General features: G+C 29.2%; 23 protein-coding genes. 20 read left to right on the plus strand and 3 right to left on the minus strand.

What is annotated here, in order from left to right; all coding sequences use genetic code 11:
- Positions 1–46: 46 nt before the first annotated feature.
- Entirely contained in the window at positions 47–1,225 is a 1,179-nt protein-coding gene (locus KCTC32516_RS04390; protein WP_301402247.1) for an acyl-CoA dehydrogenase family protein, read from the minus strand.
- Between the two features lie 125 nt (positions 1,226–1,350).
- Between KCTC32516_RS04390 and rnpA the strand changes: the two genes are divergently transcribed.
- The 20 genes from rnpA to KCTC32516_RS04490 all read left to right on the plus strand — a co-directional run bounded on the left by rnpA (position 1,351) and on the right by KCTC32516_RS04490 (position 22,997).
- The gene (gene rnpA, locus KCTC32516_RS04395) at positions 1,351–1,728 is read left to right on the plus strand and encodes a ribonuclease P protein component (RefSeq protein WP_301402249.1); all 378 of its coding nucleotides are present in this window, start codon (positions 1,351–1,353) and stop codon (positions 1,726–1,728) included.
- Positions 1,729–1,730: 2 nt separating this feature from the next.
- Complete coding sequence (locus KCTC32516_RS04400) at positions 1,731–3,374, plus strand: S41 family peptidase (RefSeq protein ID WP_301402250.1); 1,644 nt, start codon at positions 1,731–1,733, stop codon at positions 3,372–3,374.
- A gap of 49 nt (positions 3,375–3,423) precedes the next feature.
- The gene (locus KCTC32516_RS04405; RefSeq protein WP_301402251.1) at positions 3,424–5,088 is read left to right on the plus strand and encodes a DUF6909 family protein; all 1,665 of its coding nucleotides are present in this window, start codon (positions 3,424–3,426) and stop codon (positions 5,086–5,088) included.
- A gap of 27 nt (positions 5,089–5,115) precedes the next feature.
- Positions 5,116–6,153, plus strand: coding sequence for a hypothetical protein (locus KCTC32516_RS04410; protein ID WP_301402253.1), 1,038 nt, complete (start codon positions 5,116–5,118; stop codon positions 6,151–6,153).
- Positions 6,153–7,163, plus strand: a complete 1,011-nt coding sequence (gene rfbB / locus KCTC32516_RS04415) for a dTDP-glucose 4,6-dehydratase (RefSeq protein WP_301402255.1) — start codon at positions 6,153–6,155, stop codon at positions 7,161–7,163. Before KCTC32516_RS04410 ends, rfbB begins: the two co-directional genes overlap by 1 nt.
- Positions 7,163–8,017, plus strand: a complete 855-nt coding sequence (gene rfbA, locus KCTC32516_RS04420; protein ID WP_301402257.1) for a glucose-1-phosphate thymidylyltransferase RfbA — start codon at positions 7,163–7,165, stop codon at positions 8,015–8,017. Before rfbB ends, rfbA begins: the two co-directional genes overlap by 1 nt.
- Positions 8,017–8,562, plus strand: a complete 546-nt coding sequence (rfbC, locus tag KCTC32516_RS04425; protein WP_301402258.1) for a dTDP-4-dehydrorhamnose 3,5-epimerase — start codon at positions 8,017–8,019, stop codon at positions 8,560–8,562. The genes rfbA and rfbC overlap by 1 nt, the downstream gene beginning before the upstream one ends.
- Before the next feature lie 3 nt (positions 8,563–8,565).
- Positions 8,566–9,681 carry a GDP-mannose 4,6-dehydratase gene (gene gmd / locus KCTC32516_RS04430; RefSeq protein WP_301402259.1) on the plus strand — a complete coding sequence of 372 codons (1,116 nt, stop codon included), beginning with the start codon at positions 8,566–8,568 and terminating at the stop codon, positions 9,679–9,681.
- A complete protein-coding gene (locus KCTC32516_RS04435; protein WP_301402260.1) occupies positions 9,674–10,744 on the plus strand; it encodes a GDP-L-fucose synthase family protein in 1,071 nt (356 codons plus the stop codon). The genes gmd and KCTC32516_RS04435 overlap by 8 nt, the downstream gene beginning before the upstream one ends.
- Before the next feature lie 12 nt (positions 10,745–10,756).
- Positions 10,757–12,076 (plus strand): oligosaccharide flippase family protein, encoded by a 1,320-nt coding sequence (locus KCTC32516_RS04440; protein ID WP_301402261.1) that lies wholly within the window; start codon positions 10,757–10,759, stop codon positions 12,074–12,076.
- The gene (locus tag KCTC32516_RS04445) at positions 12,073–12,903 is read left to right on the plus strand and encodes a hypothetical protein (protein ID WP_301402263.1); all 831 of its coding nucleotides are present in this window, start codon (positions 12,073–12,075) and stop codon (positions 12,901–12,903) included. The genes KCTC32516_RS04440 and KCTC32516_RS04445 overlap by 4 nt, the downstream gene beginning before the upstream one ends.
- Before the next feature lie 2 nt (positions 12,904–12,905).
- The gene (locus tag KCTC32516_RS04450; RefSeq protein ID WP_301402264.1) at positions 12,906–13,691 is read left to right on the plus strand and encodes a glycosyltransferase family 2 protein; all 786 of its coding nucleotides are present in this window, start codon (positions 12,906–12,908) and stop codon (positions 13,689–13,691) included.
- A 6-nt stretch (positions 13,692–13,697) separates the two neighbouring features.
- On the plus strand, positions 13,698–14,933 hold the full coding sequence (locus KCTC32516_RS04455) for an O-antigen ligase family protein (protein ID WP_301402265.1): 1,236 nt from the start codon (positions 13,698–13,700) through the stop codon (positions 14,931–14,933).
- Positions 14,930–16,015: a glycosyltransferase family 4 protein gene (locus KCTC32516_RS04460; protein WP_301402266.1), complete on the plus strand. Its 1,086-nt coding sequence runs from the start codon at positions 14,930–14,932 to the stop codon at positions 16,013–16,015. The genes KCTC32516_RS04455 and KCTC32516_RS04460 overlap by 4 nt, the downstream gene beginning before the upstream one ends.
- The gene (locus tag KCTC32516_RS04465; RefSeq protein ID WP_301402268.1) at positions 15,990–17,339 is read left to right on the plus strand and encodes an O-antigen ligase family protein; all 1,350 of its coding nucleotides are present in this window, start codon (positions 15,990–15,992) and stop codon (positions 17,337–17,339) included. Before KCTC32516_RS04460 ends, KCTC32516_RS04465 begins: the two co-directional genes overlap by 26 nt.
- The gene (locus tag KCTC32516_RS04470; protein ID WP_301402269.1) at positions 17,332–18,441 is read left to right on the plus strand and encodes a glycosyltransferase; all 1,110 of its coding nucleotides are present in this window, start codon (positions 17,332–17,334) and stop codon (positions 18,439–18,441) included. Before KCTC32516_RS04465 ends, KCTC32516_RS04470 begins: the two co-directional genes overlap by 8 nt.
- 12 nt (positions 18,442–18,453) lie before the next feature.
- Positions 18,454–19,812, plus strand: a complete 1,359-nt coding sequence (locus tag KCTC32516_RS04475) for an exopolysaccharide biosynthesis polyprenyl glycosylphosphotransferase (RefSeq protein ID WP_301402271.1) — start codon at positions 18,454–18,456, stop codon at positions 19,810–19,812.
- Positions 19,813–19,814: 2 nt separating this feature from the next.
- On the plus strand, positions 19,815–20,567 hold the full coding sequence (locus tag KCTC32516_RS04480; RefSeq protein ID WP_301402272.1) for a glycosyltransferase family 2 protein: 753 nt from the start codon (positions 19,815–19,817) through the stop codon (positions 20,565–20,567).
- Positions 20,568–20,612: 45 nt separating this feature from the next.
- Positions 20,613–21,887: a phosphoribosylamine--glycine ligase gene (purD, locus tag KCTC32516_RS04485; RefSeq protein ID WP_301402273.1), complete on the plus strand. Its 1,275-nt coding sequence runs from the start codon at positions 20,613–20,615 to the stop codon at positions 21,885–21,887.
- Between the two features lie 78 nt (positions 21,888–21,965).
- Positions 21,966–22,997, plus strand: coding sequence for a glycosyltransferase (locus KCTC32516_RS04490; RefSeq protein WP_301402274.1), 1,032 nt, complete (start codon positions 21,966–21,968; stop codon positions 22,995–22,997).
- On the opposite strand, the gene KCTC32516_RS04495 is transcribed toward KCTC32516_RS04490, so the two are convergent.
- Entirely contained in the window at positions 22,980–24,017 is a 1,038-nt protein-coding gene (locus tag KCTC32516_RS04495; protein ID WP_301402275.1) for a sensor histidine kinase, read from the minus strand. The two genes, KCTC32516_RS04490 and KCTC32516_RS04495, sit on opposite strands and share 18 nt — an antisense overlap.
- An 11-nt stretch (positions 24,018–24,028) precedes the next feature.
- The gene (locus KCTC32516_RS04500; RefSeq protein WP_301402276.1) at positions 24,029–24,727 is read right to left on the minus strand and encodes a response regulator transcription factor; all 699 of its coding nucleotides are present in this window, start codon (positions 24,725–24,727) and stop codon (positions 24,029–24,031) included.
- Positions 24,728–24,799: the final 72 nt, after the last annotated feature.

The raw sequence follows: 24,799 nt of genomic DNA on the forward strand, positions 1-24,799 counted from the left end.
AATTTAAAAGTAAAAAAAAGTAAACGATTAAAAGAATCTGAGACTCTTATTTAAAAGCATTTAACCCTGTAATGTCTAAACCAGTAATTAGTAAGTGAATATCGTGTGTTCCTTCGTAGGTAATAACACTTTCTAAATTCATAGAATGACGCATGATTGAGTATTCTCCGGTAATTCCCATTCCACCTAACATTTGTCTTGCTTCTCTAGCAATGTTAATAGCCATATCTACATTGTTTCGTTTTGCCATAGAAATTTGAGCAGAAGTTGCTTTATCTTCATTACGTAAAACTCCCAAACGCCAAGTTAACAATTGCGCTTTGGTAATTTCTGTAATCATTTCGGCTAATTTTTTTTGTTGCAATTGAAATTGTCCAATTGGTTTTCCGAACTGAATACGTTCCTTAGAGTATCGTAAAGCGGTATCGTAACAATCCATTGCCGCACCAATTGCGCCCCAAGCGATTCCATAACGAGCAGAATCTAAGCAACCTAACGGCGCTCCTAATCCAGATTTGTTTGGTAATAAGTTTTCTTTCGGAACCTTTACATTATCAAAAATCAATTCTCCAGTAGATGATGCTCTTAACGACCATTTATTATGTGTTTCAGGTGTAGAAAAACCGTCCATTCCACGTTCTACAATCAATCCATGAATTCTTCCATTTTCATCTTTTGCCCAAACCACAGCAACTTGTGCAAATGGTGCGTTCGAAATCCACATTTTTGCTCCGTTTAACAGATAATGATCTCCCATATCTTTAAACTTCGTTTCCATTCCACTTGGATTAGAACCGTGATTTGGCTCTGTCAATCCGAAACAACCAATCCATTCTCCAGAAGCTAATTTTGGTAAATATTTTTGACGATGTTCTTCGTTTCCATATTTCCAAATAGGATACATTACTAATGATGATTGAACAGAAGCAGTAGAACGAACACCAGAATCTCCACGTTCAATTTCTTGCATAATCAATCCGTAAGAAATTTGATCTAATCCTGCGCCGCCATATTCTTCTGGAATATAAGGACCAAAAGCACCAATTTCTGCCAAACCGTTGATGATTTGTTTTGGAAATTCTGCTTTTTGAGCGTATTCTTCAATAATTGGAGAAACTTCTCTTTTTACCCATTCTCTTGCTGCGTCTCTAACTAATTTATGCTCTTCGGTTAATAAATCATCTAATTGATAATAATCTGGAGCTTGAAATAAATCTGGTTTCATTATGTGAAATTTAAAAAGTGCCCCAAATTTAAAGAATAGAAGTTGAAAAAAAGACAAATTAATTAATTAAAATAAAGGTAAAATCTTTTTCTTTAAAAGCAACTCTTTTGTGTAAGTTTGTAATAATGAAGAAAACTTTAGGAAAACAAGAGCGCTTAAAAAGCAAAACGCTTATTGGAAAATTATATAAAGAAGGTAAATCTGTAAAGAAATTTCCTTTAAGATTGGTGTATATTCAAGCAGAACACACTTCAAAATATCCAGCGCAGGTTGGCGTTTCTGTTCCTAAGAGAAACTTTAAAAAAGCGGTTGATAGAAATCACTTAAAAAGATTGTTAAGAGAAACCTATCGCAAACAAAAACAACTTATTTACGACTCGATTGACAAACCGTATGTCTATATGATTTCTTATATTGGTAAAGAAAAATCTACATACGCTGAAATCGAAATCAAAATGGAACAGCTCTTAAAGTCGTTTACAGAACAAATTAAAAAGAACTAAAGATGAAAAAAAACATCAAAAATAAAACGATTGTAGGCGTCCTAATTGCAATTGTTTTTGTTTCGTTTTCATTTCAATCAAAATTTTTTGAGGTTGCAAAACAGATCGAAATTTACACCACATTATTCAAAGAATTGAACATGTATTATGTGAATGAAATAAATCCTGCAGAATTTACAACTCGCGCTTTAAAAAATACGTTAAAAGATTTAGATCCGTACACAAATTACTATAACGAACAAGATGTTGAAGCTGTCAAAATACGACGAGAAGGAGAGTATGGCGGCATTGGAGCAGCGATAAATTACGGCGATAAAAACCCTTTAATTGTTCGTGTTTACAAAGGGTATTCGGCAGATAAAGCAGGTTTAAAACCTGGAGATATTATTACAAAAATTGACAATCAGGTTTTAGCAGCATTAGAAAAAGAAGATGCCTCGAGTTTGTTGCTCGGAATTCCGGAGAGTAAAGTTTTTATGGAAATAAATCGACAAGGAAAAACAATTTCAATCCATTTAAAAAGAGAAAAAATAGAAATAAATCCGGTTCCATTTTACAAAAAAATTGATGATGAAACCGGTTATATTGTTTTGACAAGGTTCAATGAAAAAGCAGCATCCGAAGTAAAAAAAGCCTTTGAGAATTTAAAAAAAAAAGGCATCAAAAGCTTGATTTTAGATTTGCGTTCAAATCCTGGAGGATTGCTTGGTGAAGCCGTAAATATTTCTAACTTTTTTTTACCAAAAGGAACTACAATTACCACCACAAAAGCAAAAGTAAAAAAGTGGAGCAATATATACTTATCTAGAAACAATCCGTTAGATTTAGAAATTCCGATGGTGGTATTAATTAACGGAAGTTCTGCATCTGCATCAGAAATTGTAACTGGCGCCTTGCAAGATTACGATAGAGCAGTTGTGATAGGAAAGCGCTCTTTTGGAAAAGGTTTGGTGCAGCGTTTTAGAGCCTTGAGTTATGGAACGCAATTAAAAGTAACCGTTTCTAAATATTATACACCAAGCGGACGGTGTATTCAAGAATTAGATTATGCAAATAGAGATTTAAAAACAGGAAAAGTTCCGAAATTTTCAGATGCTGGAATCAATGAATTTAGAACTCAGAATGGCCGAAAAGTTTTTGATGGCGGCGGAATTCATCCAGATATTATCACCGAAAATGAAACAGTAACAGAAGAAACAAAAATACTGTTAAGTTCTAGAGCCTTATTTAATTTTGCAATCAATTTTAAAAATAAAAACAACACGATTACTTCTGCAAAAGATTTTAGATTTACAGATAATAATTTTAAACAATTTCAATCGTTTTTAAAAGTAGATACAACCTTTATTACAAAAGAAGAAGCATCCTTTAAAGAAGCTTATAGAACGTTGAATACTTCTCAAAACCAGAAAATAAAAACAGCATATTCGCGAATAATAAGCACGTTAAAATCAGAAAAAATAAAAGAGTTAATAAGTAATAAAGAACTTATAAAGAACGAATTAAAAAATATTATTTTAGATCAATATTACTATCAAGAAGGTATTTATCAAAATAAAATAGCATCCGATAAAACTGTTTTAGAAGCGGTAAAATTATTAAAAAATTCAACAAAATACAATCAGATACTATCGGGCAAAAAGTAAGCTATATAAATTAGTATCTTTGAATTACATTAAAAAGTAAAAATTTAAAATGAAAGAAAGAACAAGAGCGCAAGAATCTACAGGAGCAATAGAAAGATTATACATTTCGATGCGTCACTTATTTAGTAGAGGTTTTTACAAACCGATGGGAATTTCTGGTGAAGCATTAAGAAAATCATTATTGCAATTAAGGCCAGAAATTTATGGGTCTATTGCAGAAGAAAAAGTAGAATTAAACGGGTTAATTTATATTATTGAACGGTTACCAGAAGGAATTGAAGAATGTCAGTTTATCAATTTAACGGCTGATGAAGGCTATAAAAACTCACATTTTAAAGCAATTATTCCTCCAAAAAGAAGAAGAAATTGTTACAGAATAGACAAAGATCAAATGGATATTGAGATTACGCGTGGTCGATCTGAAATCTATGATATTTTAACGCATTTAACTTTTTTATTTATAGAATCTCATAAAATTAAAGACAAAGTTTTAATAAACGAAGGATCTGATTGTATTAGAGAATGGAAAACGTTGAGAGAAATTGTGTTGTATGATAAATCGATTACAAAAGACGAAAGAGAAGTTACCATTGCTCATTTAGGAACTATTTTAGGAAGAACCTATGAAGAAGTTTCAAAAATTTACACCACGTTTTCTACAGAGAAAAATCCAGACCGTTTTTTCCAATTAATTTATTGGTTAGGACAATTGGCAATCAACGAAACGGTTGATGATAAAAAACGTGTTGTAACATTTAGCTCGGTTTTAAACGAACAAATTGGGCAACATATTTATGGAGAAGTTTGGGCAGATAACATTAAAAAAATCCTTCAAGAAAAGAACTTATTGGAAAGACCAATTCATATTATTAGTGCAAACATGCACAGTGTTATGAATTCAATTTATGCAAAGGGAGCAATTCCTACAGAAGCTAAAAAGAACAAAGGTTTTAAATTGTTTGAATTATTAAGTAACGAAAACAGCAAAGAGTTTCAAGTAAAAGTTAAAAACTACGCTTCTAAAAACGGATTGATTTATGTAAAAGACACCTCAGGAACAAACATAAACGTTCAAATAATAGACACAGAAAAAATTGCTTTTGCAACTACAGATTACGTAAAAGGAAATTCTACGAATAAAAAACCTGTATTAATTGTGATGGATTACGCGTTTGGAGAACAAGCGTATGAAACTATGGACGAATTACTGAAACCGTATATTACAGAAAAGAATACTACACATTTAGATGTAGAATCTGTTTCAATCATGGGAAAAGCAGGAATTTTAGAAGGAGGAAAAGGAGATATTATGATTCCGTCTTCGCATGTCTTTGAAGGAACAGCAGACAATTATCCGTTTAAAAACGAGTTGTCTAAAGAAGATTTAGAAGGTTTTGGTGTACAATCTTTTGACGGAGCAATGATTTCTGTTTTAGGAACATCGCTTCAAAATAAAGACATTTTAAAATTCTTTCACGATTCTACTTGGAATGTCATTGGATTAGAAATGGAAGGGGCACATTATCAAAAAGCAATTCAAGCTGCATCAAAAATTAGAGGAAATATCTCAGAAAACGTAAAAGTACGTTACGCATATTATGCGTCAGATAACCCTTTAGAAACTGGAGCAACATTGGCTTCTGGCGGATTAGGAATGTCTGGTGTAACGCCAACATATGCAATTACACAAAAAATATTAGAACAAATATTTTAAAAAGGACAACTAACTAAACAAGCAAAAATGGCTAAAGAATCACAACCTAAAGAAGAAATAGAATTAGGGTCGTTATTTATAATTATTGGAAAAGGATTCTCTAATCTATTTAATTTTATAGCAACAATTTTTAGAGAGGTTTATCATTTATTAATTTTGTTATTATTATTTATAAGATCAAACCTAATTAAGCTTGTTTTTGCAGCAGTTGTTGGTGGAGTTATCGGAACGGTTTTTCAACTAAAAAAAGCGTCAACTTTTGGTGCAGATATGCAGGTTCAGCCCAACTTTAAAAGCACAAGACAATTGTATAATAATGTACATTATTATAACGATTTGGTAAAGCAAAAAGACACGGCAGTTTTAGCAGCAACGTTTCACCTTTCAAAAGAAAATGCTGCGACACTTAAAAAATTTGAAATTTATCCTATAAAAAACGGAAATGACCTTTTAACCTCTTATGATGAGTTGATTTTATCTGTAGATACATTAACCGCAAAAAGTTATTCGTTTGATGTGTTTAAAAATACGTTTACAGATTACGATTATAGAATTCATAATATTCACGTTGTTGCAACCAAAAACGATGTTTTTTCTAAGTTAGATGAAGTTATTATTTCATCAGTTGTAAATAATAAGTTTTTTAATAAAGTAAAAAGGCTAACAAACGAAAATCTTAACAGAACAGATTCGCTTTTAAGACAAAACTTAACACAGGTAGATTCTTTAAGAAGAGTTTATATGACTGTTTTAATAGAAAAATCTAAAAAAGAAAATTCTGGAACAACGATAGATTTAGGAGGCACAAAAACCACCAACAAAGAGTTAGAGTTGTTTGAAACTAACAGGAAAATAAACAAAGATTTAAAAGAAATTACCGAAGACAAATCTGAAAAATCCGAAGTTCTAAATGTCATTTCTAATTTTCAGCCAATAGGTTATGAAATTAAAGGAATTGACCATAATTATGGAATTCAAATAGCAGTTTTAGGTATTGTTTTAATGGTGTTATTCTTGCTATTGAAACAGTTAAACACGTATTTAAACAACTATAAAAATAGTTAATGAAAACAATATTAATAACAGGCGGAGCAGGGTTTATTGGCGCAAATTTTATTTCTTTTTTTTTAGATAAAAACAAAAATAGTAAGGTTGTAAATTTAGATGCATTAACCTATGCAGGAGATTTAGAAAACCTAAAAAAATTAAACGAACATTCAAGATATATTTTTGAAAAAGGAAATATTTGTGATCGTAATTTTATTGAAAAAATTTTAAAAAAACATACTATTTCTGGTGTAATACATTTTGCGGCAGAATCTCATGTAGATAATTCAATTAAAAATCCGGATGCGTTTATTCAGACAAATATTAACGGAACATTTAATTTGTTAGATGTTGCAAAAAATTATTGGATGGATGCACCAAATTTGTATAAAAAAGAATTCGAAAATGCTCGTTTTCATCACATTTCTACAGACGAGGTTTTTGGAACTTTAGGAGCAACAGGTTTGTTTACAGAAGAAACCCCGTACGCACCAAACAGTCCATACAGTGCATCAAAATCGGCCTCAGATTTTATCGTAAGAAGTTATTTTCATACGTACGGAATGAACGTAGTAACTACAAATTGTTCTAATAATTACGGACCAAAACAACACGACGAAAAGTTGATTCCGACGATTATTAGAAAAGCGATTTCTGGAGAAAATATTCCTATTTATGGCGATGGAAAAAACATAAGAGATTGGTTGTTTGTTTTAGATCATTGCAAAGGAATTGAGTTGGCTTATCAAAAAGGAAAAGCAGGAGAAACCTATAATATTGGAGGTAAAAACGAACGAAATAATTTGTATATCGCAGATAAAATATGTGAAATTTTAGACGTGATTTCTCCAAAAGGAATTTCTTATAAAGAACAAATTTCTTTTGTAAAAGATAGACCTGGACACGATTTTAGGTATGCAATTGATGCAACAAAAATTGAAACTGAATTGGGTTGGAAAGCAGAAGAAAATTTTGAAACAGGAATACAAAAAACCATTGAATGGTATTTAAACAAATACAATAAGTAATGAAAGGAATTATTTTAGCTGGCGGATCAGGAACACGGTTACATCCAACTACACTTGCAATTAGCAAGCAATTAATGCCTGTTTTTGATAAACCAATGATTTATTACCCATTATCAACATTAATATCCGCAGGAATTAATGAGATTTTAATTATTTCTACACCACAAGATTTACCGCTTTTTGAAAGATTGTTAGGCGATGGAAAAAAATACGGATGTATTTTTGAATATACGGTTCAAGAAAAGCCTAATGGATTAGCAGAAGCATTTATTTTAGGAGCAGATTTTATTGGTGATGATAAAGTAGCATTGATTTTAGGAGACAATATTTTTTACGGAACAGGTTTGGCAAAATTATTAAAAGCCAATAACAATCCAGATGGCGGAATTGTTTATGCATATCATGTTCATGATCCAGAAAGATATGGTGTTGTTGAGTTTGATGAAAACGGAAATGCAATTTCAATAGAAGAAAAACCAATAAAACCGAAATCTAATTATGCGGTTCCAGGAATTTATTTTTACGATAATGAAGTAGTAGAAATTGCAAAAAATATCCAACCAAGTCATAGAGGAGAATTAGAAATAACAGACATTAATAAATCGTATTTAGAAAGAGGAAAATTAAATGTTAGTATTTTAGATAGAGGAACCGCTTGGTTAGATACGGGTACTTTTGATTCTTTAATGCAAGCATCACAATTTGTGCAAGTAATAGAAGAAAGACAAGGGTTAAAGGTCGGATCTATTGAAGAAGCAGCCTATAGAAGTGGTTTTATCACTAAAAAACAATTACATAAATTAGCCGAGCCATTATTAAAAAGTGGTTATGGCAAACATTTAGAAGGAATTTAATGCAGGTTACAGAAACAAAATTAAAAGGCTGTTATATTATAGAACCAACCATTTTTGGAGACGAAAGAGGCTATTTCTTTGAAACTTTTAATAAGGAAAAGTTTAAGGAATTAACAGGTAAAGAAATTGAGTTTGTTCAAGATAACGAAGCATTTTCAAACCGAGGCATTTTAAGAGGATTGCACCTTCAGAAAGGAGAATTTGCACAAGCAAAACTGGTTCGTGTTGTAAAAGGGAAAGTATTAGATGTGGTTGTAGATGTAAGACCAAACTCAAAAACGTATGGAGAATTTTTTTCTTGTGTTTTATCAGAACAAAATAAAAAACAACTATTTGTTCCAAGAGGATTTGCCCATGGATATTCCGTTTTAGAAGATAATACCGTTTTTGTATATAAATGTGATAATTTTTATCAACCAAAATCAGAAGGAGGAATTATATTTAATGATGAAACATTAAATATAGATTGGATGCTTTCAGAGAATGAAATAGCTATTTCAGAAAAAGACAAGGTGCTACAAGCGTTTAATGAATTAGAAATTTAACAAGTGAAAAAAATTGCTTTAATAACAGGGATAACCGGACAAGACGGCTCGTATTTAACAGAACTTTTATTAGAAAAAGGATATGAAGTCCATGGAATAAAACGAAGAGCTTCTAGTTTTAATACACAACGAATTGATCATTTATATCAAGATCCTCACGCAGAAAAAAGAAATTTATTTTTGCATTATGGAGACATGACAGATAGCACAAATTTGATTCGTATTATTCAAGAAGTACAGCCTGATGAAATCTACAATTTAGCAGCAATGAGCCACGTGCATGTTTCGTTTGATACGCCAGAATATACGGCAAATGTAGACGGACTTGGAACCTTACGATTGTTAGAGGCAATTCGGATTTTAAATTTAGAAAAGAAGACTAAAATTTATCAAGCATCAACATCAGAATTATACGGAAAAGTACAAGAAGTTCCACAAACAGAAACCACACCATTTTATCCAAGAAGCCCGTATGGAGTTGCAAAGATATATGCCTATTGGATTACCGTAAATTATAGAGAAGCCTACAATATTTTTGCGTGTAACGGAATTTTATTCAACCATGAATCGCCTGTTAGAGGAGAAACCTTTGTAACTAGAAAAATTACAAGAGCAGTTTCTAAAATAGCCTTGGGATTACAAGACAAATTGTTTTTAGGAAATCTAGACGCAAAAAGAGATTGGGGGCATGCAAAAGATTATGTGCGGATGATGTGGATGATTTTACAAGCAAATGAACCAGAAGATTGGGTAATTGCAACAGGAAAAACCACTTCGGTTAGAGACATGGTAAAAATGGCTTTTTCTGAAGTCGGAATCGAATTAGAATTTGTTGGAAAAGGAAAAGAAGAAAAAGGAATTGTAAAAAATTGTAACAATGCTGATTTTAAAGTAGAAATTGGTAAAGAAATAATTTCAATTGATCCTCATTATTACAGACCAACAGAAGTAGATTTGTTAATTGGTGATGCTACCAAAGCAAAAGAAAAACTTGGTTGGACGCCAGAATGTTCTTTAGAAGAACTTGTAAAAGAAATGATGGAACACGATATAAAAATTATGCAAAGAGAATTGTTTTTAAAGAAAGGCGGACATCAAATAAATAACAACTATGAATAGAGAGGCAAAAATATATGTTGCTGGTCATAGAGGTTTGGTTGGCAGCGCCATTTTAAAAAACCTACAACTAAAAGGCTATACAAATATACTTACTAAAACACATCAAGAAGTAGACTTGACAAATCAGCAAGAAACGGCTGATTTTTTTGCAAAAGAAAAACCCGAATACGTGTTTTTAGCCGCTGCAAAAGTTGGCGGAATTGTAGCAAATAATACTTATAGAGCCGATTTTATTTATGAAAACTTGATGATTCAAAACAATGTAATTCATCAAAGTTATGTAAATGATGTAAAGAAATTATTGTTTTTAGGAAGCACTTGTATTTATCCTAAAAACGCCCATCAACCTATCAAAGAAACGGAGTTATTGACCAATGAATTGGAATATACAAACGAGCCTTATGCCATTGCAAAAACTGCAGGAATAAAAATGTGTGAAAGTTATAATTTGCAATACAACACCGATTTTTTATCGGTAATGCCAACCAATTTGTATGGTCCAAATGATAATTTTGATTTAGAAAAATCACATGTTTTACCTGCATTAATTCGTAAAATTCATTTGGCAAAATTGTTAGAAAATAACCATATAGAAGCCGTTTTAAAAGAGTTAAAAGTTGATCGTTTAGAGAAAGCTGAAGCGATTTTATCAAAATTTGGAGTGACATCAAAAAGTGTAGAAATTTGGGGTTCTGGAAAACCAAAAAGAGAATTTTTATGGTCTGAAGATATGGCAGATGCTTGTGTATATATTATGCAGAATGTGGATTTTAAAAATTTGATTTCTTCTCCCCTTTGGGGAGATGCCGAAGGCAGAGGGGAAGAAATTAGAAACACGCATATAAATATTGGAACAGGGGTTGATATTTCTATCAAAGAATTGGCAGAAAAGATTAAAAACATAGTCGGTTTTAAAGGTGAATTACTTTTCAATACTGAAAAACCAGACGGAACCATGCGGAAAGTTACCGATGTTAAAAAAATACATAGTTTGGGTTGGAAACATACTGTTGAGTTAGATGAAGGAATTAAGAGATTATACAATTGGTATATCTCTAACTAAACTACTTATTCTATGAAAAAACGAATTAAGTTGTTTTACAAAGATGCCTCTAAAGAAAATAAAGCATTTATTTCTAATACTTTTTTTAATATAATTTTTATTGGAATTAAAATAGGAATTGGACTTGTCACAATTTCTATTTTATTAAAATATTTAGGAGAAGAACGCTTTGGGGTTTGGCAAACAATCTTATCGATTTCCACTTTTTTTTCATTGCTAAGTTTTGGATATTCAAATGGTTTAAGAAATTTAATCACAAAGTTGATTATCAAAAATAAAGAGAAAGAAATCTCTAAAGCAATTGGTGCAACCTATCTATTAGTGAGTAAAATTGTTGCAATTTCGGCTCTTATTTTACTTCCAAGTTTGTATTTTTTTTTAAATCCGAATACTTTATTTCTAGGAACAACAATTGCTTCTAATGAAATTAGTATTAGTATACTTATTTTTCTTTCTTTCTTTTTGTTAAATATTATTTTGAGCTTGTCAGAATCTATCGCTTTTGGTATTCAAAAGAGTTATTTAACAAGTTTATTTCAAGCAATAAGCATTTTTTTTAGCTTGATATTGGTGTATGTAATTGGAAAAAACAATGAAATAAACTTAATACAAGTTGCGTTTATTTTTGGGGTAACACAAAGCGCTACATATGTGATTTTTATTCTTTTTCAGAAACTAAAATTAAATATTAATATCAATTTTAAATCTTCATATTCCTTAAAAGAAACCAACAAACTTTCTTTTCATTTTTTTATAGCACATCTTCTTGCTGTAGCCTTTTTATCAATAGATAATTTTATTATTTCTTCTTCTTTAGGCGCAGAAGAAACAGCAGGGTTTTCTATTGTAACAAAGATTTTTTTTACATTAATAACACTTTATTCAATCTTGTTAATTCATTTTTGGAATAGTGTTACTGAAGCATTTGAAAAAGCAAAGTTCTTATGGATACTTCATAAAGTAAAAATGTTAATTAAACTCTCTTTTCTGTTTTTCTTTGCGGGCTTATTGATTTCATTTTTTCAAGAGAATATCCTTTTATTATGGCTAGGAGAAAATAACCTTAATTTTGCATCATCTACATTTTACCTATACACAGTTTATTTATTACTTCATTGTATCAATGCCGTTTTTGTAAACATCCAAAATGGATTGGGCAAATTAAAAATCCAAATTGGAGCCACCATATTAGCATTAATAATATATGTTACAGCCTGTTATTTTATTGATATTGCTTATTATGGATACAATGTAATAATAATAATAAAAATTGCTGTAATGGGAATATCTTTAATGTTAAACTCTTTTATCTTAAAAAAATTACAAAGATGATTACACTCGTAAATTTTGCAGATAAAAGATTTAGAAATAAACAAAAATGGAACACATTTTCCGCAAAATTGTTTGGAAGATTTGACCAAGTTTTAGAGTATAGTTTCTCTAATTTAAATGAAGAAATATTATTGGTAAATAAAGAAAGCCTTAAATACAGAAATAAAGGAGCAGGGAACTATTTTTGGAAACCATATATTGTAGAGAAAGCGTTAAATAAAATTAATGAAGGCGATTATTTAATGTATGCAGATAGCGGTACTTTTTTTCTAAAAAGTGTTTTACCGATTGTAAAATATATGGGGGAAAAAAACAAAGACATACTTTGTTTTAGATTACCATTGATAGAAAAACAATGGACAAAAAGAGATGCTTTTTTATTAATGGATTGTGATTTAGAAAGATACACTGATTCATCACAGACTTTGGCTACCTTTTTTTTAGTAAAAAAAACTAAAAAAGCAATTGATTTTATTTCATCATATAAAAAATATTGTTTTGATAGTAGAATATTAAGTGATAATCTAAATGTATTAGGTAAAGAAAACTATCAAGGTTTTATTGAGCATAGACACGATCAATCAGTTTTAAGCTTGTTGTCTAAAAAAGACAGTAATGTCTTAATAGAAGGCGATATTAGCGACTATGGATATTTTCCAAATAAATATATTAAAGATAAAAATAGGTTATACAACCCAGAAACATTAAACATAAAAAACACTATATTTAAAGGAACTCTAATTTCTAACAGAAGCGAACACCCAATAATTTATTTAGTAAAATATAGTATTAAAAGAATATTGTTGATGATTGGTATTAAAAGTTAAAAATGAAAACAGAAACACCTTTGTTTTCTATTGTAACGGTTTCTTACAATAGTGAGAAAACCATAAGAGACACAATAAAATCTGTTTTAAATCAGGTATTTACGAATTTTGAATATATTCTTGTTGATGGAAAATCAACCGACAAAACTGTTGAAATAATTAAAAGTTTTGAAAATCAATTTAAAGAAAAAAAAATTCCGTATCAATGGATTTCAGAAAAAGATGCAGGAATTTATGACGCCATGAACAAAGGGCTAAAGTTAGCTTCTGGAGAAATTATAGGCATTTTAAATAGCGATGATTGGTATACAAAAACGGCTATTTCAACAGTAGTAGAAAAGAATCAAAACAATACAAATACAATAATATCAGGTAAAAAAAATAAAGTAAATTCTAAAAAAGAGATTTTAAAAACCATTCAAAATAAAAAAGACATTGCTGCTTATATACATAAAATAATGCCAATTAATCACCCAGCTACTTTTGTCCACAAAACAGTTTATGACAAAATAGGTTTGTTTGATACGCAATACAAATTATCTGCAGATTACGATCTAATTTATCGGGCTTTTAATGCAAATGCATCATTTTTATTTGTTGATGAGGTTTTGGTAAATATGCGAAATACTGGAGCAACACATCAATCAAAAAATTTATTTATTACAGCAAAAGAAGATTATCATATTAGAAAAAAAAATAAAGTTACACTTGCTTTTTTTTACTATTTAAAAAGAATAGGATTTAATTATTTAGTAATTATTAGAGGTTATCTTTTTAAAAACCGTTAACATAAAATGATAAAGAAGCTTTTTTACCTTTTTATTTTTTTCGCGCCATTTACTAGTTTTTTTGCGCTATCTGCTTGGTTAAGAGTTCCTGTGGTAATAAACCAATTATTGTTTATTGTATTGTTAGTTAGTATTTTTAAAACAGATAAAGTAAAGACAAAATGGATTGAAAAAGAAGATTTATTTTTACTTGCTTTTTTAGTTCTAGTTTGGGTTAGTTTTGTATTTGGGTTTCGAGAAAAACGAAGTTTAAACCATTCTTTAGCATATACCAATTGTATTTTGTTTTATTTTTTTATGATAAAGTATGTGGTTCAACTTCTTAAGATAAAATCACTACAAATAGCAAAAATTGCTTATTGGTCATTTTGTTTAAGTTCCATAATTATTATAACAGATTTTATAGGTAAAAATTACTTTAATGTAAGCATTAGAATTCTTTTTTCTGAAGCAGATGGCATTATTAGTAATATGGATTATTTTATTAGGTCTGGTTTTAAAAGAGTTGGTGGAGTTGCAGAAGAACCAGGAACGATGTCTGTTTTTTATAATATTTACTTTGGTATATCACTCTATTATCTATACATAAAAAAGAAGGTTAAGCATTATCTTTTTATAGCTGTACTTTTTATAGTATCACATTTTGCTATGCTTTCAAATGCAGGAATTGTATTGCCTATTATAGCTGCAGTTTTAATTTTTGCGATTAATAAATTAAAACAGTTAAAAATTTCTCAAAAACAACTCTTATTACTTTTAAGTATTACTACAATATTACTTATCTCCACAATTGTTATTTTATTATTTGATATTGGTAATACAGCTCAGTTTTTAAAACAATTTTTTAATAAAATATTCTTTAGCGAAACAACAGAATATTCGTCAAGTGGACAACGATTATTACAATGGAAAAGAGCGTTGTCTAATTTTATTAAAAACCCAATTTTTGGAAACGGACCAGGTTTTGGTGTTGATCAAGATGCCGAAGGATATTTAAGTGTCTATTTAACAATATTATCCGATTTAGGTATTTTAGCGCTCCTATTTTTCTTGTCTTTTCAAGAAACAATAATTAAAAAAACCCTAAAATTAAATGCTCCAATACGAAGCTTTTTATTGTTTTCTGTAATTACATCCTTTTTACACCTTATAATAGTTGCTGATTTTTATCATGCGCCTTTATGGATTTTATTTGGCTTTATTCAATTAGTTTATAAAGAACAAAAAGAATTACAGTTATGAAAATAATACATGTAATTACGGCTTTCGGAATTGGTGGAGCAGAAAAACTACTTAAAAATATTGTTAACAAACAAGTTAAAGAGCACGATGTTTATTTGGTGTACTTTAAAGATAAAAATGATTTAGTAGATGAACTTGATAAAAAAATTCATATAAAGCAAATTCCTTTTTCGAGACATATTGTTACAAATCTTAAAAAGTTTTATGAACAAGTACAACCAGATATTATTCATACGCATTTAGGTCATGCAGATTTATTAGGGATTTGGAGCGCAAGAAAAACAAAAGCAGCACTATTTTGTACAATGCATAATATTTATTTTAAGAAAAATTATTTAGATTTTTTCTTCTTTAAATTATATACATTTTTGTTCCTAAATGCAGCAAAAAACACACATGTAATTTCAATTTCAAAAGCTGTTGAAAAACACGTTGTCAAAAAGTTAAAAGTACCTAAAGAAAGATCTCATGTATTAAAAAATGCAATTTCACCAAAAGAGATTGAGAAAAAAAACAAATTAAAAGACACTATAAGATTGCTCTTTGTTGGGCGGTTGGAAAAACAAAAATCGGTAGAAACCTTACTAAAAGCAATAGCAATTTTAAAGAATAAACAACTTAAAAAAGAGTTTAAATTAACAATTGTTGGTGATGGTAGTTTAAGAAAAGAGTTAAAATTACTATCAAAAAAATTAAAAATAAATCACCTTGTAACCTTTAAAGGAGAACAAAAAGATGTAGATGCTTATTATAGCATATCAGATATTTTTATCTTACCATCTATTTTTGAGGGTTTTGGAATTGTAATTATTGAGGCAATTAGAGCAAAAGTAGCGGTAATTGCTTCAAATATTGAAGGGCCAGCTGAGCTAATAGATAATGGTAAAAACGGACTATTGTTTCCGGTAAAAAACGAAAAGATTCTTGCAAATAAAATAGAACTGCTAATTATCAATGATGCAAAAAGAGAAGAACTTATTGATAATGGTTATAAAACTTTTACAAAACACGACCATATTGACACTTCTGTAAAAAAACTAAATAATTTATACCTAAATGTTTACAATCAAAAAAACACTTAAAAACATTCCTTATAATAAGGCAACAATACTTCTTTTTTTGTTGGTATCATTTAGTTTTCCAGCATTAGTTAAAATTGTGGTTCCATTGTTTATTGTGGTTGCTTTTTTTCAGTTTTATCAAGTATTAAGAAACAAGATTACTATAGATTATTTATTAGAAACATATTTTTATCTTCTTGTATATTCACTTATTTTCTTTAGAAGCATTCACACACTTATTTTAGTATTTAATTTAATTTTTTACTTTTACTATACATTAAAATCTAAAGAGAGGTTTAAGATTAGTGCTCTAAAGAATGAGTTTTTAATATTCTTTTTCTTCTGCTTAATAGTAGTAAATCAGCTTACTTTTCAACCTTATTTAAAAACAATTGATACTTATTTATATTTATTGTTTTACCCTTTATTATTTTTCTTAATAAAAAAAAGTAAAATTCTTTTTACCATTGAGAATGCTTTAAAAACATTTATTGTAAGTGTTTTAACGGCAACTCTATTTTTGTTTTTTATTAATTTATTTCAAGATAATTTAACACTTAAAACCAATACTTTTTTTGCAGAACCACTTGGTTTAACACATGTATATTTTGGACTTTCTTTAGGTGTTGCCTTTGGTTTTGTTTTAATTTTGTTAGAAAAGGAAACGTATTTAATTAATAAGATTAGTACTTACTTTTTATTAGCTATTTTTTTAATATTGCTAATTTATATTGGTGCAAGAACATCTTTTGTTGCAACATTTATAATTTTAGGTGTTTTTTTATTTAAGAAAATTCCATTAGTTTTTTATAAAAAAATAACTCTTTTAACAATACTTTCTTTTGTATTTTTAACAATAAGTTTTAAAACGATACCTAGAGTAAAACAAGATTTGTTTTTTATTAAAAAGGTATATATCTCTGTTACAACTAATGACACACAGGATTTGGTTCAAAATTCATGGAGAAATATTTATCAACGTTTTTTAGTAACCAAATACTCAATTAATGAGATTAAAGAAAATCTACTTTTAGGCATTGGAAATCACAACACAAAAAGAATTTTAGGGGGAAAAATTCATAAAGAAGGATATTTATATTTTGAGGCTATAAACCCACACAATCAATATCTTCATGTTTTATTAGGAATGGGTCTTTTTTCTTTTTTATACTTTTTAGTAATGATGGGTAATTTTTTTAAAATGCCATCATCGCACATGTATTTCCTTTTCTTTTTTATATTGATAATGTTCACAGAATCTGTTTTAGTAAGAGTAAAAGGAATTTCTATATTTTTCCTTTTTGTATTAATTTTATCATTAAAAAAGAGCCCTTTACATGATTAAAATCCTACATATTGCAAGACCCGTTGCAGGTCTTGGTGTCTATATTTCTTTACTAACAAAGTATATAAATAAAAACAAGTTTAGCAACGCAATAATTTGTAATACAAATGATGAAATTATTGAACTTTTAGACACAAATAATCATAAAATAAGTACTTATCACGCAAATCTTATAAGAAAAATAAATCTAATAAACGATGTCAAAACTTTTTTTAAAATTGTAAAAATTTTAAAAAAAGAGCGCCCAGATATTATTCATTGTCATAGTGCTAAAGCTGGAATTTTAGGAAGATTAGCTGGAGCATATTTAAAAATAACAACATTTTATACTCCGCATGCTTATTCTTATTTAAGTGCAGAAGGTAAATTTAAAAAGTATTTTTTTAAAAAACTAGAAAAACTACTTGGGTTTTTACCTTCAAAAACAATAGCTTGTTCAGAATCTGAATATATAAGAGCTACAACAGATATTAATATTGCTAAAGATAAAGTTTTGCTTTGGTGCAACTCGGTAGAAGATGTTTTTGTTTCAGAAAAAGCGGCAATTTCTGAAGTGCTTCCAAAAGAATATATTTGTACTATTGGAAGAGTTTCGTATCAAAAAAATATTCAACTTTTAATCGAATCCATAAAAATTGTAAAAAAGAAAAATGCAGCTATTCATCTTGTAATTCTTGGAGCAGGATTATATTCTCCGATGTTAAATCAGGTAAATCAATTAATTAATAAACACTCTTTAAAGGATAACATTACAATAATCCCTTGGCTAAAAAGAACTAAAACGTTAGCTATTTTACAACAAAGTAAATTTTATGTATCTTCATCAAGATATGAAGGTTTGCCATATTCTTTGCTAGAAGCATTAGCACTAAAAAAACCATGTGTAGTAACAAATGTTGATGGAAATAAAGATGTTATAAAAGATAATTTTAATGGATTTGTAACATTGGAAAATCCAGAAGATATTGCATTAAAAATTAATATGCTTATAGAAAATAATGAATTGCTCCAACAATTTTCTATAAACGCAAGAAAAGAATATGAAACACGTTATGATATAGATAAAAATATAATTTTGCTAGAAAACTTATACAATCACTAAGTAAAAAAAATTTTGAAAAAGAGATACACCAAATTTATTATACCATTATACGTATTTATTGATTTAATAATTATTAATACGGTAATTCTTTATATTTCTGATAAAGAATATTTACAGCCTAGTTTTTTAATTTATATCAATCTTTTTTGGATAATTTCTTCTTTTTTTAATGGATTTTACAAAGTCTTTAGGCACACCAATTTTTTTAGAGTTTTAAGCTTATTGGCAATTCAGTTTTCATTTTTTTTCTTGGGCTTTTTCACTTATTTTTCTCTATTTAGAGAAGGAAATGTTGTAAACAATCAAACAGTAATTCTTATCACAATTTTTTTAGGAATTGCTATTGTGAAATACAGCTTTATATATGCCTTAAAAAAGCACAGAGCAAAGGGGAATAATTTCAGAAAAGTAATTGTTCTAGGTTCTGATGAAACAGCAAAAAAAATTACCTCGCTTTTTAAAGAAAAGAAAGAACTTGGATATGAAGTGTCAGGCGTTTTTTCAGATAAAATAACCTCAAATCAAAAACTATATAAAGGGTCAATTGAAAAAAGTTACTTGTTTCTTTTAGAAGAAAATATAGATGAAGTATACTGTTCTTTATCAGAACTACATAAAGAAGAAGTAAAAAAAATTACAACGTTTGCGAACGAAAACAATATTGTAATTAAATTAATTCCCAATGCAAATGAGTTGTATAGCAAAAGATATAAAACAGAATATTATGAAGACTCCCTTTTAGTTCTAAACGTAAATAAATTACCTTTTGAATCTATAGAAAGTAAAATTATTAAAAGAGTATTTGATGTCGTTTTTTCACTTTTCATTTTATTTTTTTTAATGATGTGGTTAACACCAATAATTTGGATTTTAATCAAATTAGAATCTAAAGGGCCTGCTTTTTTCAAACAAAAAAGAGAAGGGTTAAATGGAAAATTATTTGTTTGTTATAAGTTTAGATCAATGAAAGTTAATATAGATGCAAATTACAGACACACTATTAAAAATGATGTAAGAATTACTAAATTTGGTGCTTTTTTACGAAAAACAAGCTTAGATGAATTGCCACAAATTTTTAATGTTTTACAAGGAAACATGAGTGTTGTTGGACCAAGACCACATTTAAAAAGTTTATCTGTAGAATACCAAAAAAATGTCAATAATTATTTAGAAAGACATACGATGAAACCAGGAATTACTGGGCTTGCTCAAGTAAGGGGGTATAGAGGCGAAATTAAAAAAAAATCAGACATCAAAAACAGAATTCGGTTAGATGTTTTTTATATAGAAAATTGGTCCATCCTTTTAGATGTAAAAATTATCGTACAAACGATATTTAATGTGTATAAAGGGGAAGAAAAAGCTTATTAATTTTGAGTGATAACATTGAAATATCAGCAACAATTGTAGTCTATAATGAAGATGTAGAGACGCTTCAAAAAACAGTTGATTGTTTTCTAAAAACACCCCTTCCTAAAAAATTATACTTGGTTGATAATTCGCCAACAGATGTGTTAAAAGAGCACTTTAAACAAGAAGAGATAGTATATCTTTTTACTAGAAAAAATTTGGGTTTTGGAAAAGCACATAACTTGGTGATTTCAAAATTAAAATCAGAATTTCATTTAATTTTAAATCCAGATGTCACTTTTAGCCCGCAAGTTTTACCCAATTTAATACATGAATTGAATCACCAAGGAACGGTTGCTATGATTTCTCCTCAAGTTCTATATCCAAACGGAGAATTGCAATATACGTGTAGAAAAAAGCCAACATTTTTAGAACTTATTTGTCGTAGATTAAGAATTAAAAAAGAGTTTACACAACAGCAAGAATATAGAAACTTAGATTTGTCAAAACCCTTTTATCCAGAGTTTATTCATGGTTGTTTTATGGTTTTTAAAACTCAAGATTTTAAAAATATAAATGGATTTGATGAGCGGTATTTTCTGTATCTAGAAGATGCTGATATTTGTAGAAAAGTGATTTTGAATCAAAAGAAAATTTTATATTTTCCTTCAGAAAAAATTACACATCTCCATCAAAAAGCATCAGCAAAAAGGCTAAAATTATTTTATCATCATATAATTTCTGCAATAAAATATACTAAAAAATGGCAATTTTGATGTTTTCAGAATGTATCTTTGCAGCTTAAAACAACAATACAACGAATGAATATTTTAATATTAGGTTCTGGAGGTAGAGAACATGCTTTTGCATTAAAATTAGCAGAAAGCAACAAAGTAAATCAACTTTTTGTTGCTCCTGGAAATGCAGGAACTTCTCAAATTGCAAGTAACATTAATATCAATCCAACTGATTTTAAAGCGGTAAAAGAAACTGTATTAAAAAACAAAATTAACATGGTTGTTGTTGGGCCAGAAGCTCCTTTGGTTGATGGAGTTCATGATTTTTTCTTAGCGGATAATGAATTGAAAAATATTCCTGTTATCGGACCAAAAAAAGACGGAGCTTTGTTAGAAGGATCTAAAGATTTTTCTAAAATATTTATGGAAAAACACCACATTCCAACTGCACGTTATCAATCATTTACCAAAGAAAATTTATTAGAAGGATTTGCATTTTTAGAAACTTTAAATGCCCCGTATGTTTTAAAAGCGGACGGATTAGCGGCCGGAAAAGGAGTTTTGATTTTAGATTCTTTAGATGAAGCAAAATTAGAATTAGAAGAAATGGTTTCTCATCAAAAATTTGGAGAAGCTTCATCCACCGTTGTTATTGAAGAATTTTTAGACGGAATAGAATTGTCGGTTTTTGTGTTAACAGACGGAAAAAGCTATAAAATTTTACCATCAGCAAAAGATTATAAGCGTATTGGTGAAGGCGATAAAGGATTAAATACTGGCGGAATGGGGGCAATTTCTCCTGTGCCTTTTGCATCCGAAGAATTTTTACAAAAAGTTGAAGAACGCGTTGTAATTCCTACTGTAAAAGGGCTGCAAAAAGATGGAATTGATTATCGTGGATTTGTTTTTATTGGTTTGATGAACGTTGATGGAAATCCGCAAGTAATTGAATACAATGTGAGAATGGGCGACCCAGAAACGGAAGCTGTTTTACCAAGAATTGAGTCTGATTTATTTGATTTATTTGAAGGTGTTGCCAACCAAACATTACACGAAAAAGCGTTTTCTGTAACTTCAAAAGTTGCAACAACCGTAATGTTGGTTTCTGGTGGATATCCAGAAGCATATGAAAAAAACAAAGAAATTTTAGGCGTTGAAAATGTAGAAAATTCTATCGTTTTTCATGCCGGAACAACATCTAAAGATGGAAAAGTTTTCACAAACGGAGGAAGAGTGATGGCTATTACTTCTTTTGGAGAAACGATTGAAGAAGCATTAAGAAAATCGTACAATTCAATTGATAAAATTTCTTTTGAAAACATGAATTATAGAAAAGATATTGGTTTTGATTTAATCTAGAAACAAAGCCTCTCGACTCAGCTAGAGAAGTCAAACTTATTGTAAGGTTGAGCGGAGTCGAAACCTAAAATTAACTTTGTGAAAAAAATAATTGTAGCACCGCTAAATTGGGGATTAGGACATGCTTCTCGGTGTGTGCCAATTATTCATTTTTTATTAGAAAATGACTTTGTTCCGATACTTGCTTCAGACGGAAAAGCATTGACATTTTTACAAAAAGAATTTCCGAATTTAGAAAGTTTAGAATTGCCTTCTTACAACATTTCTTATACCAAAAATTTAAAATTGGGATTACTTTTTCAGCTTCCAAAATTTGTAAAAACGGTACAAAAAGAAGCCAATGTTATTGCCGATTTTATTGCTAAAAAAAAGGATGTTATTGGTATCATTTCAGACAATCGGTTTGGAGCTAGAAATGCGAAAATTCCGTCAGTGTATATCACACATCAATTGACTGTTTTGTCTGGGATTTTTACTTTTTTTTCAACGAGAATTCATCAGAAAATCATTCAAAAATTTGATGAATGTTGGGTGCCAGATTCTAAAGTAAATTCCTTATCGGGAAAGCTTTCTAAAGCAACAAAAACAACAACAACTTTAACATATATTGGTGCTTTAAGTCGCTTTAAAAAAGCAGATTTACCAATTAAAAATTCGATTTTAATTGTGCTATCGGGCATCGAATCGCAAAGAAAATCATTAGAAGAAAAATCATTAGAAGCTTTTAAGAATTATCCTAAAAATATCGTGTTGATTCAAGGAAAAATTGAAGAAAATCAAACAAAAAAAGTTGTAGGAAACTTAACAATTTACAACTATCTGCTTTCAAATGAACTAGAAAGAGAAATCAATCAGTCAGAAATGATTCTTTGTAGATCTGGGTATTCATCCATTATGGATTTGGCTGTTTTAGAAAAGAAAGCTTTTTTTATTCCGACGACAAATCAAACAGAGCAAGAGTATTTAGCAAACTATTTAGAAGCGAAAAAAGTGGCTCCTTTTTGTAAAGAAAAAGATTTTAAATGGAGTTGTTTGGAAGAAGTAAAAAACTACAACGGACTTTCTTATAGTCCAAATAAATTAAACAAAGACTTACTTCGCCTTTTCTAGGGAAAATGAAAATTCAGAACCTTCTTTAAAGGTACTTTTTAAAAGAATGGTTTGGTTGTGAGCTTCAATAATATGTTTTACAATTGCCAAACCTAAACCAGAACCACCTTGGTCTCTTGACCTACTTTGATCAACTCTGTAAAAACGCTCAAACAATCGAGAAATATGCTCTTGCTTCACTCCTTCTCCGTTATCTGAAACTTTTATAATAAATTTATTTTCGTTATAATCATCAACAGCAACTTTAGTTAGACCTCCAATTTTTCCGTATTTAATTGAGTTTACAACTAAGTTAATAAGCACTTGTTCAATTTTTTGAACATCGCCAATTACATAAATAGGGAATTCATAAACTCTATCAAAAACTAGAGAAATGTTCTTTTTTTTTGCTCTCATTTCAAACAAATCAAATACATTTTGAACGAGTTCTAGAATGTTAAATGGTTGTAAATCTATTTTTAACCCTTCGGTTTCTAATTTGGCAATCATGTCTAAATCTTTTACAATTGCCGCCAGTCTTTCTACACCTTTATTAGCTCTTTTTAAGTACTTTTCTAGAATTTCTTTATCTTTTGATGCGCCCTCAATTAAGGTTAATAAATACCCTTGAACAGTAAATAGCGGTGTTTTTAACTCGTGCGCAACATTTCCTAAAAAATCGCGCCTAAAAGAATCTCTTTCTGTTAAATTCTGTATTTCAATACGTTTTCCTTCGGCAAATCTTTGAAGACTTTTAGAAAGTGTTTCCATATCTGTTGTAACAGATTTTCTTTTTAAATCTTCAATTTCTAATAAGGAAACATCTTCATATATTTTACGAACTCGTCTATAAATAAAATATTCTACTCTGTACTGAATGATGAAAAAAGAAATAATTAATAGCGTTATAATAGAAGAAGGTAAAATCCAAAAGCCAAGTTTTTGATATAAAAAATAAGCTAAAACATTGATAACAATCACTAAAATAGCTAAATATACAGCAGTGATAATTGCAAAAGAATATGTTTTTTTTAACTTCACAAGAACGTGTTTTAGTTGTTGTTCTCTTCTAAAACAAATTTATAACCAACACCTTTAATGGTTTTAAAGAAATCGTCGCCAATTTTTTCTCTTAATTTTCTAATGTGTACATCAATGGTTCTTCCGCCAACAATAACTTCGTTACCCCAAACAGAATCTAAAATAATTTCGCGCTTAAAGACTTTGCCTGGTTTAGAAGTTAATAAAGAAAAAAGCTCAAACTCTTTCTTGGGTAATATAATTTTTCTGTCGCCTTTAAAAACGACGTATTCTTCTCTGTTGATTACAATATCGCCAATTCTGGTAGTAGTTTCTTGTTCTTCGTTTTTCTTTAATCGCCTAAGTAAAGATTTAATTTTGCTTACTAAAACTTTGGGCTTAATGGGTTTGGTAATATAATCATCTGCACCCGCATCAAAACCTGCAACTTGAGAATAATCTTCGCCTCTAGCAGTTAAAAAAGAAACAATTACATGCTCTAATTCTTTAATTTTTCTAATTTTTTCACAAGCTTCAATTCCATCCATTTCTGGCATCATAATGTCTAATAAAATTAAATGCGGAATCACTTTTCTTGCAGTTTTTACACCCTCAGCACCGTTTTTTGCGGTAAAAACTTGATATCCTTCATTTTTTAAATTGTATCCAACAATTTCTAAAATATCTGGCTCATCATCAACTAATAAAATCTTAATATCACTTTTTTTCATGATTGTGTATTGTCTTGTTTATTCAAAAGTATGGATAAATATTGTAAATCAAAGATTCCTTAACAATGATTT

This window comes from Polaribacter huanghezhanensis (assembly GCF_030444335.1).
In the GTDB taxonomy this organism is placed as follows: domain Bacteria; phylum Bacteroidota; class Bacteroidia; order Flavobacteriales; family Flavobacteriaceae; genus Polaribacter; species Polaribacter huanghezhanensis.

Bases quoted from the DNA above. Each gene is read 5' to 3' on its own strand.
- rfbB (WP_301402255.1), top strand. From the start codon at position 6,153: ATGAAAACAATATTAATAACAGGCGGAGCAGGGTTTATTGGCGCAAAT.
- KCTC32516_RS04390 (WP_301402247.1), bottom strand. From the start codon at position 1,225: ATGAAACCAGATTTATTTCAAGCTCCAGATTATTATCAATTAGATGAT.
- KCTC32516_RS04465 (WP_301402268.1), top strand. From the start codon at position 15,990: ATGTTTACAATCAAAAAAACACTTAAAAACATTCCTTATAATAAGGCA.
- KCTC32516_RS04500 (WP_301402276.1), bottom strand. From the start codon at position 24,727: ATGAAAAAAAGTGATATTAAGATTTTATTAGTTGATGATGAGCCAGAT.
- KCTC32516_RS04455 (WP_301402265.1), top strand. From the start codon at position 13,698: ATGATAAAGAAGCTTTTTTACCTTTTTATTTTTTTCGCGCCATTTACT.
- rfbA (WP_301402257.1), top strand. From the start codon at position 7,163: ATGAAAGGAATTATTTTAGCTGGCGGATCAGGAACACGGTTACATCCA.
- KCTC32516_RS04445 (WP_301402263.1), top strand. From the start codon at position 12,073: ATGATTACACTCGTAAATTTTGCAGATAAAAGATTTAGAAATAAACAA.
- KCTC32516_RS04450 (WP_301402264.1), top strand. From the start codon at position 12,906: ATGAAAACAGAAACACCTTTGTTTTCTATTGTAACGGTTTCTTACAAT.
- KCTC32516_RS04405 (WP_301402251.1), top strand. From the start codon at position 3,424: ATGAAAGAAAGAACAAGAGCGCAAGAATCTACAGGAGCAATAGAAAGA.
- rnpA (WP_301402249.1), top strand. From the start codon at position 1,351: ATGAAGAAAACTTTAGGAAAACAAGAGCGCTTAAAAAGCAAAACGCTT.
- KCTC32516_RS04470 (WP_301402269.1), top strand. From the start codon at position 17,332: ATGATTAAAATCCTACATATTGCAAGACCCGTTGCAGGTCTTGGTGTC.
- KCTC32516_RS04440 (WP_301402261.1), top strand. From the start codon at position 10,757: ATGAAAAAACGAATTAAGTTGTTTTACAAAGATGCCTCTAAAGAAAAT.
- KCTC32516_RS04435 (WP_301402260.1), top strand. From the start codon at position 9,674: ATGAATAGAGAGGCAAAAATATATGTTGCTGGTCATAGAGGTTTGGTT.
- KCTC32516_RS04400 (WP_301402250.1), top strand. From the start codon at position 1,731: ATGAAAAAAAACATCAAAAATAAAACGATTGTAGGCGTCCTAATTGCA.
- KCTC32516_RS04410 (WP_301402253.1), top strand. From the start codon at position 5,116: ATGGCTAAAGAATCACAACCTAAAGAAGAAATAGAATTAGGGTCGTTA.
- purD (WP_301402273.1), top strand. From the start codon at position 20,613: ATGAATATTTTAATATTAGGTTCTGGAGGTAGAGAACATGCTTTTGCA.
- rfbC (WP_301402258.1), top strand. From the start codon at position 8,017: ATGCAGGTTACAGAAACAAAATTAAAAGGCTGTTATATTATAGAACCA.
- KCTC32516_RS04460 (WP_301402266.1), top strand. From the start codon at position 14,930: ATGAAAATAATACATGTAATTACGGCTTTCGGAATTGGTGGAGCAGAA.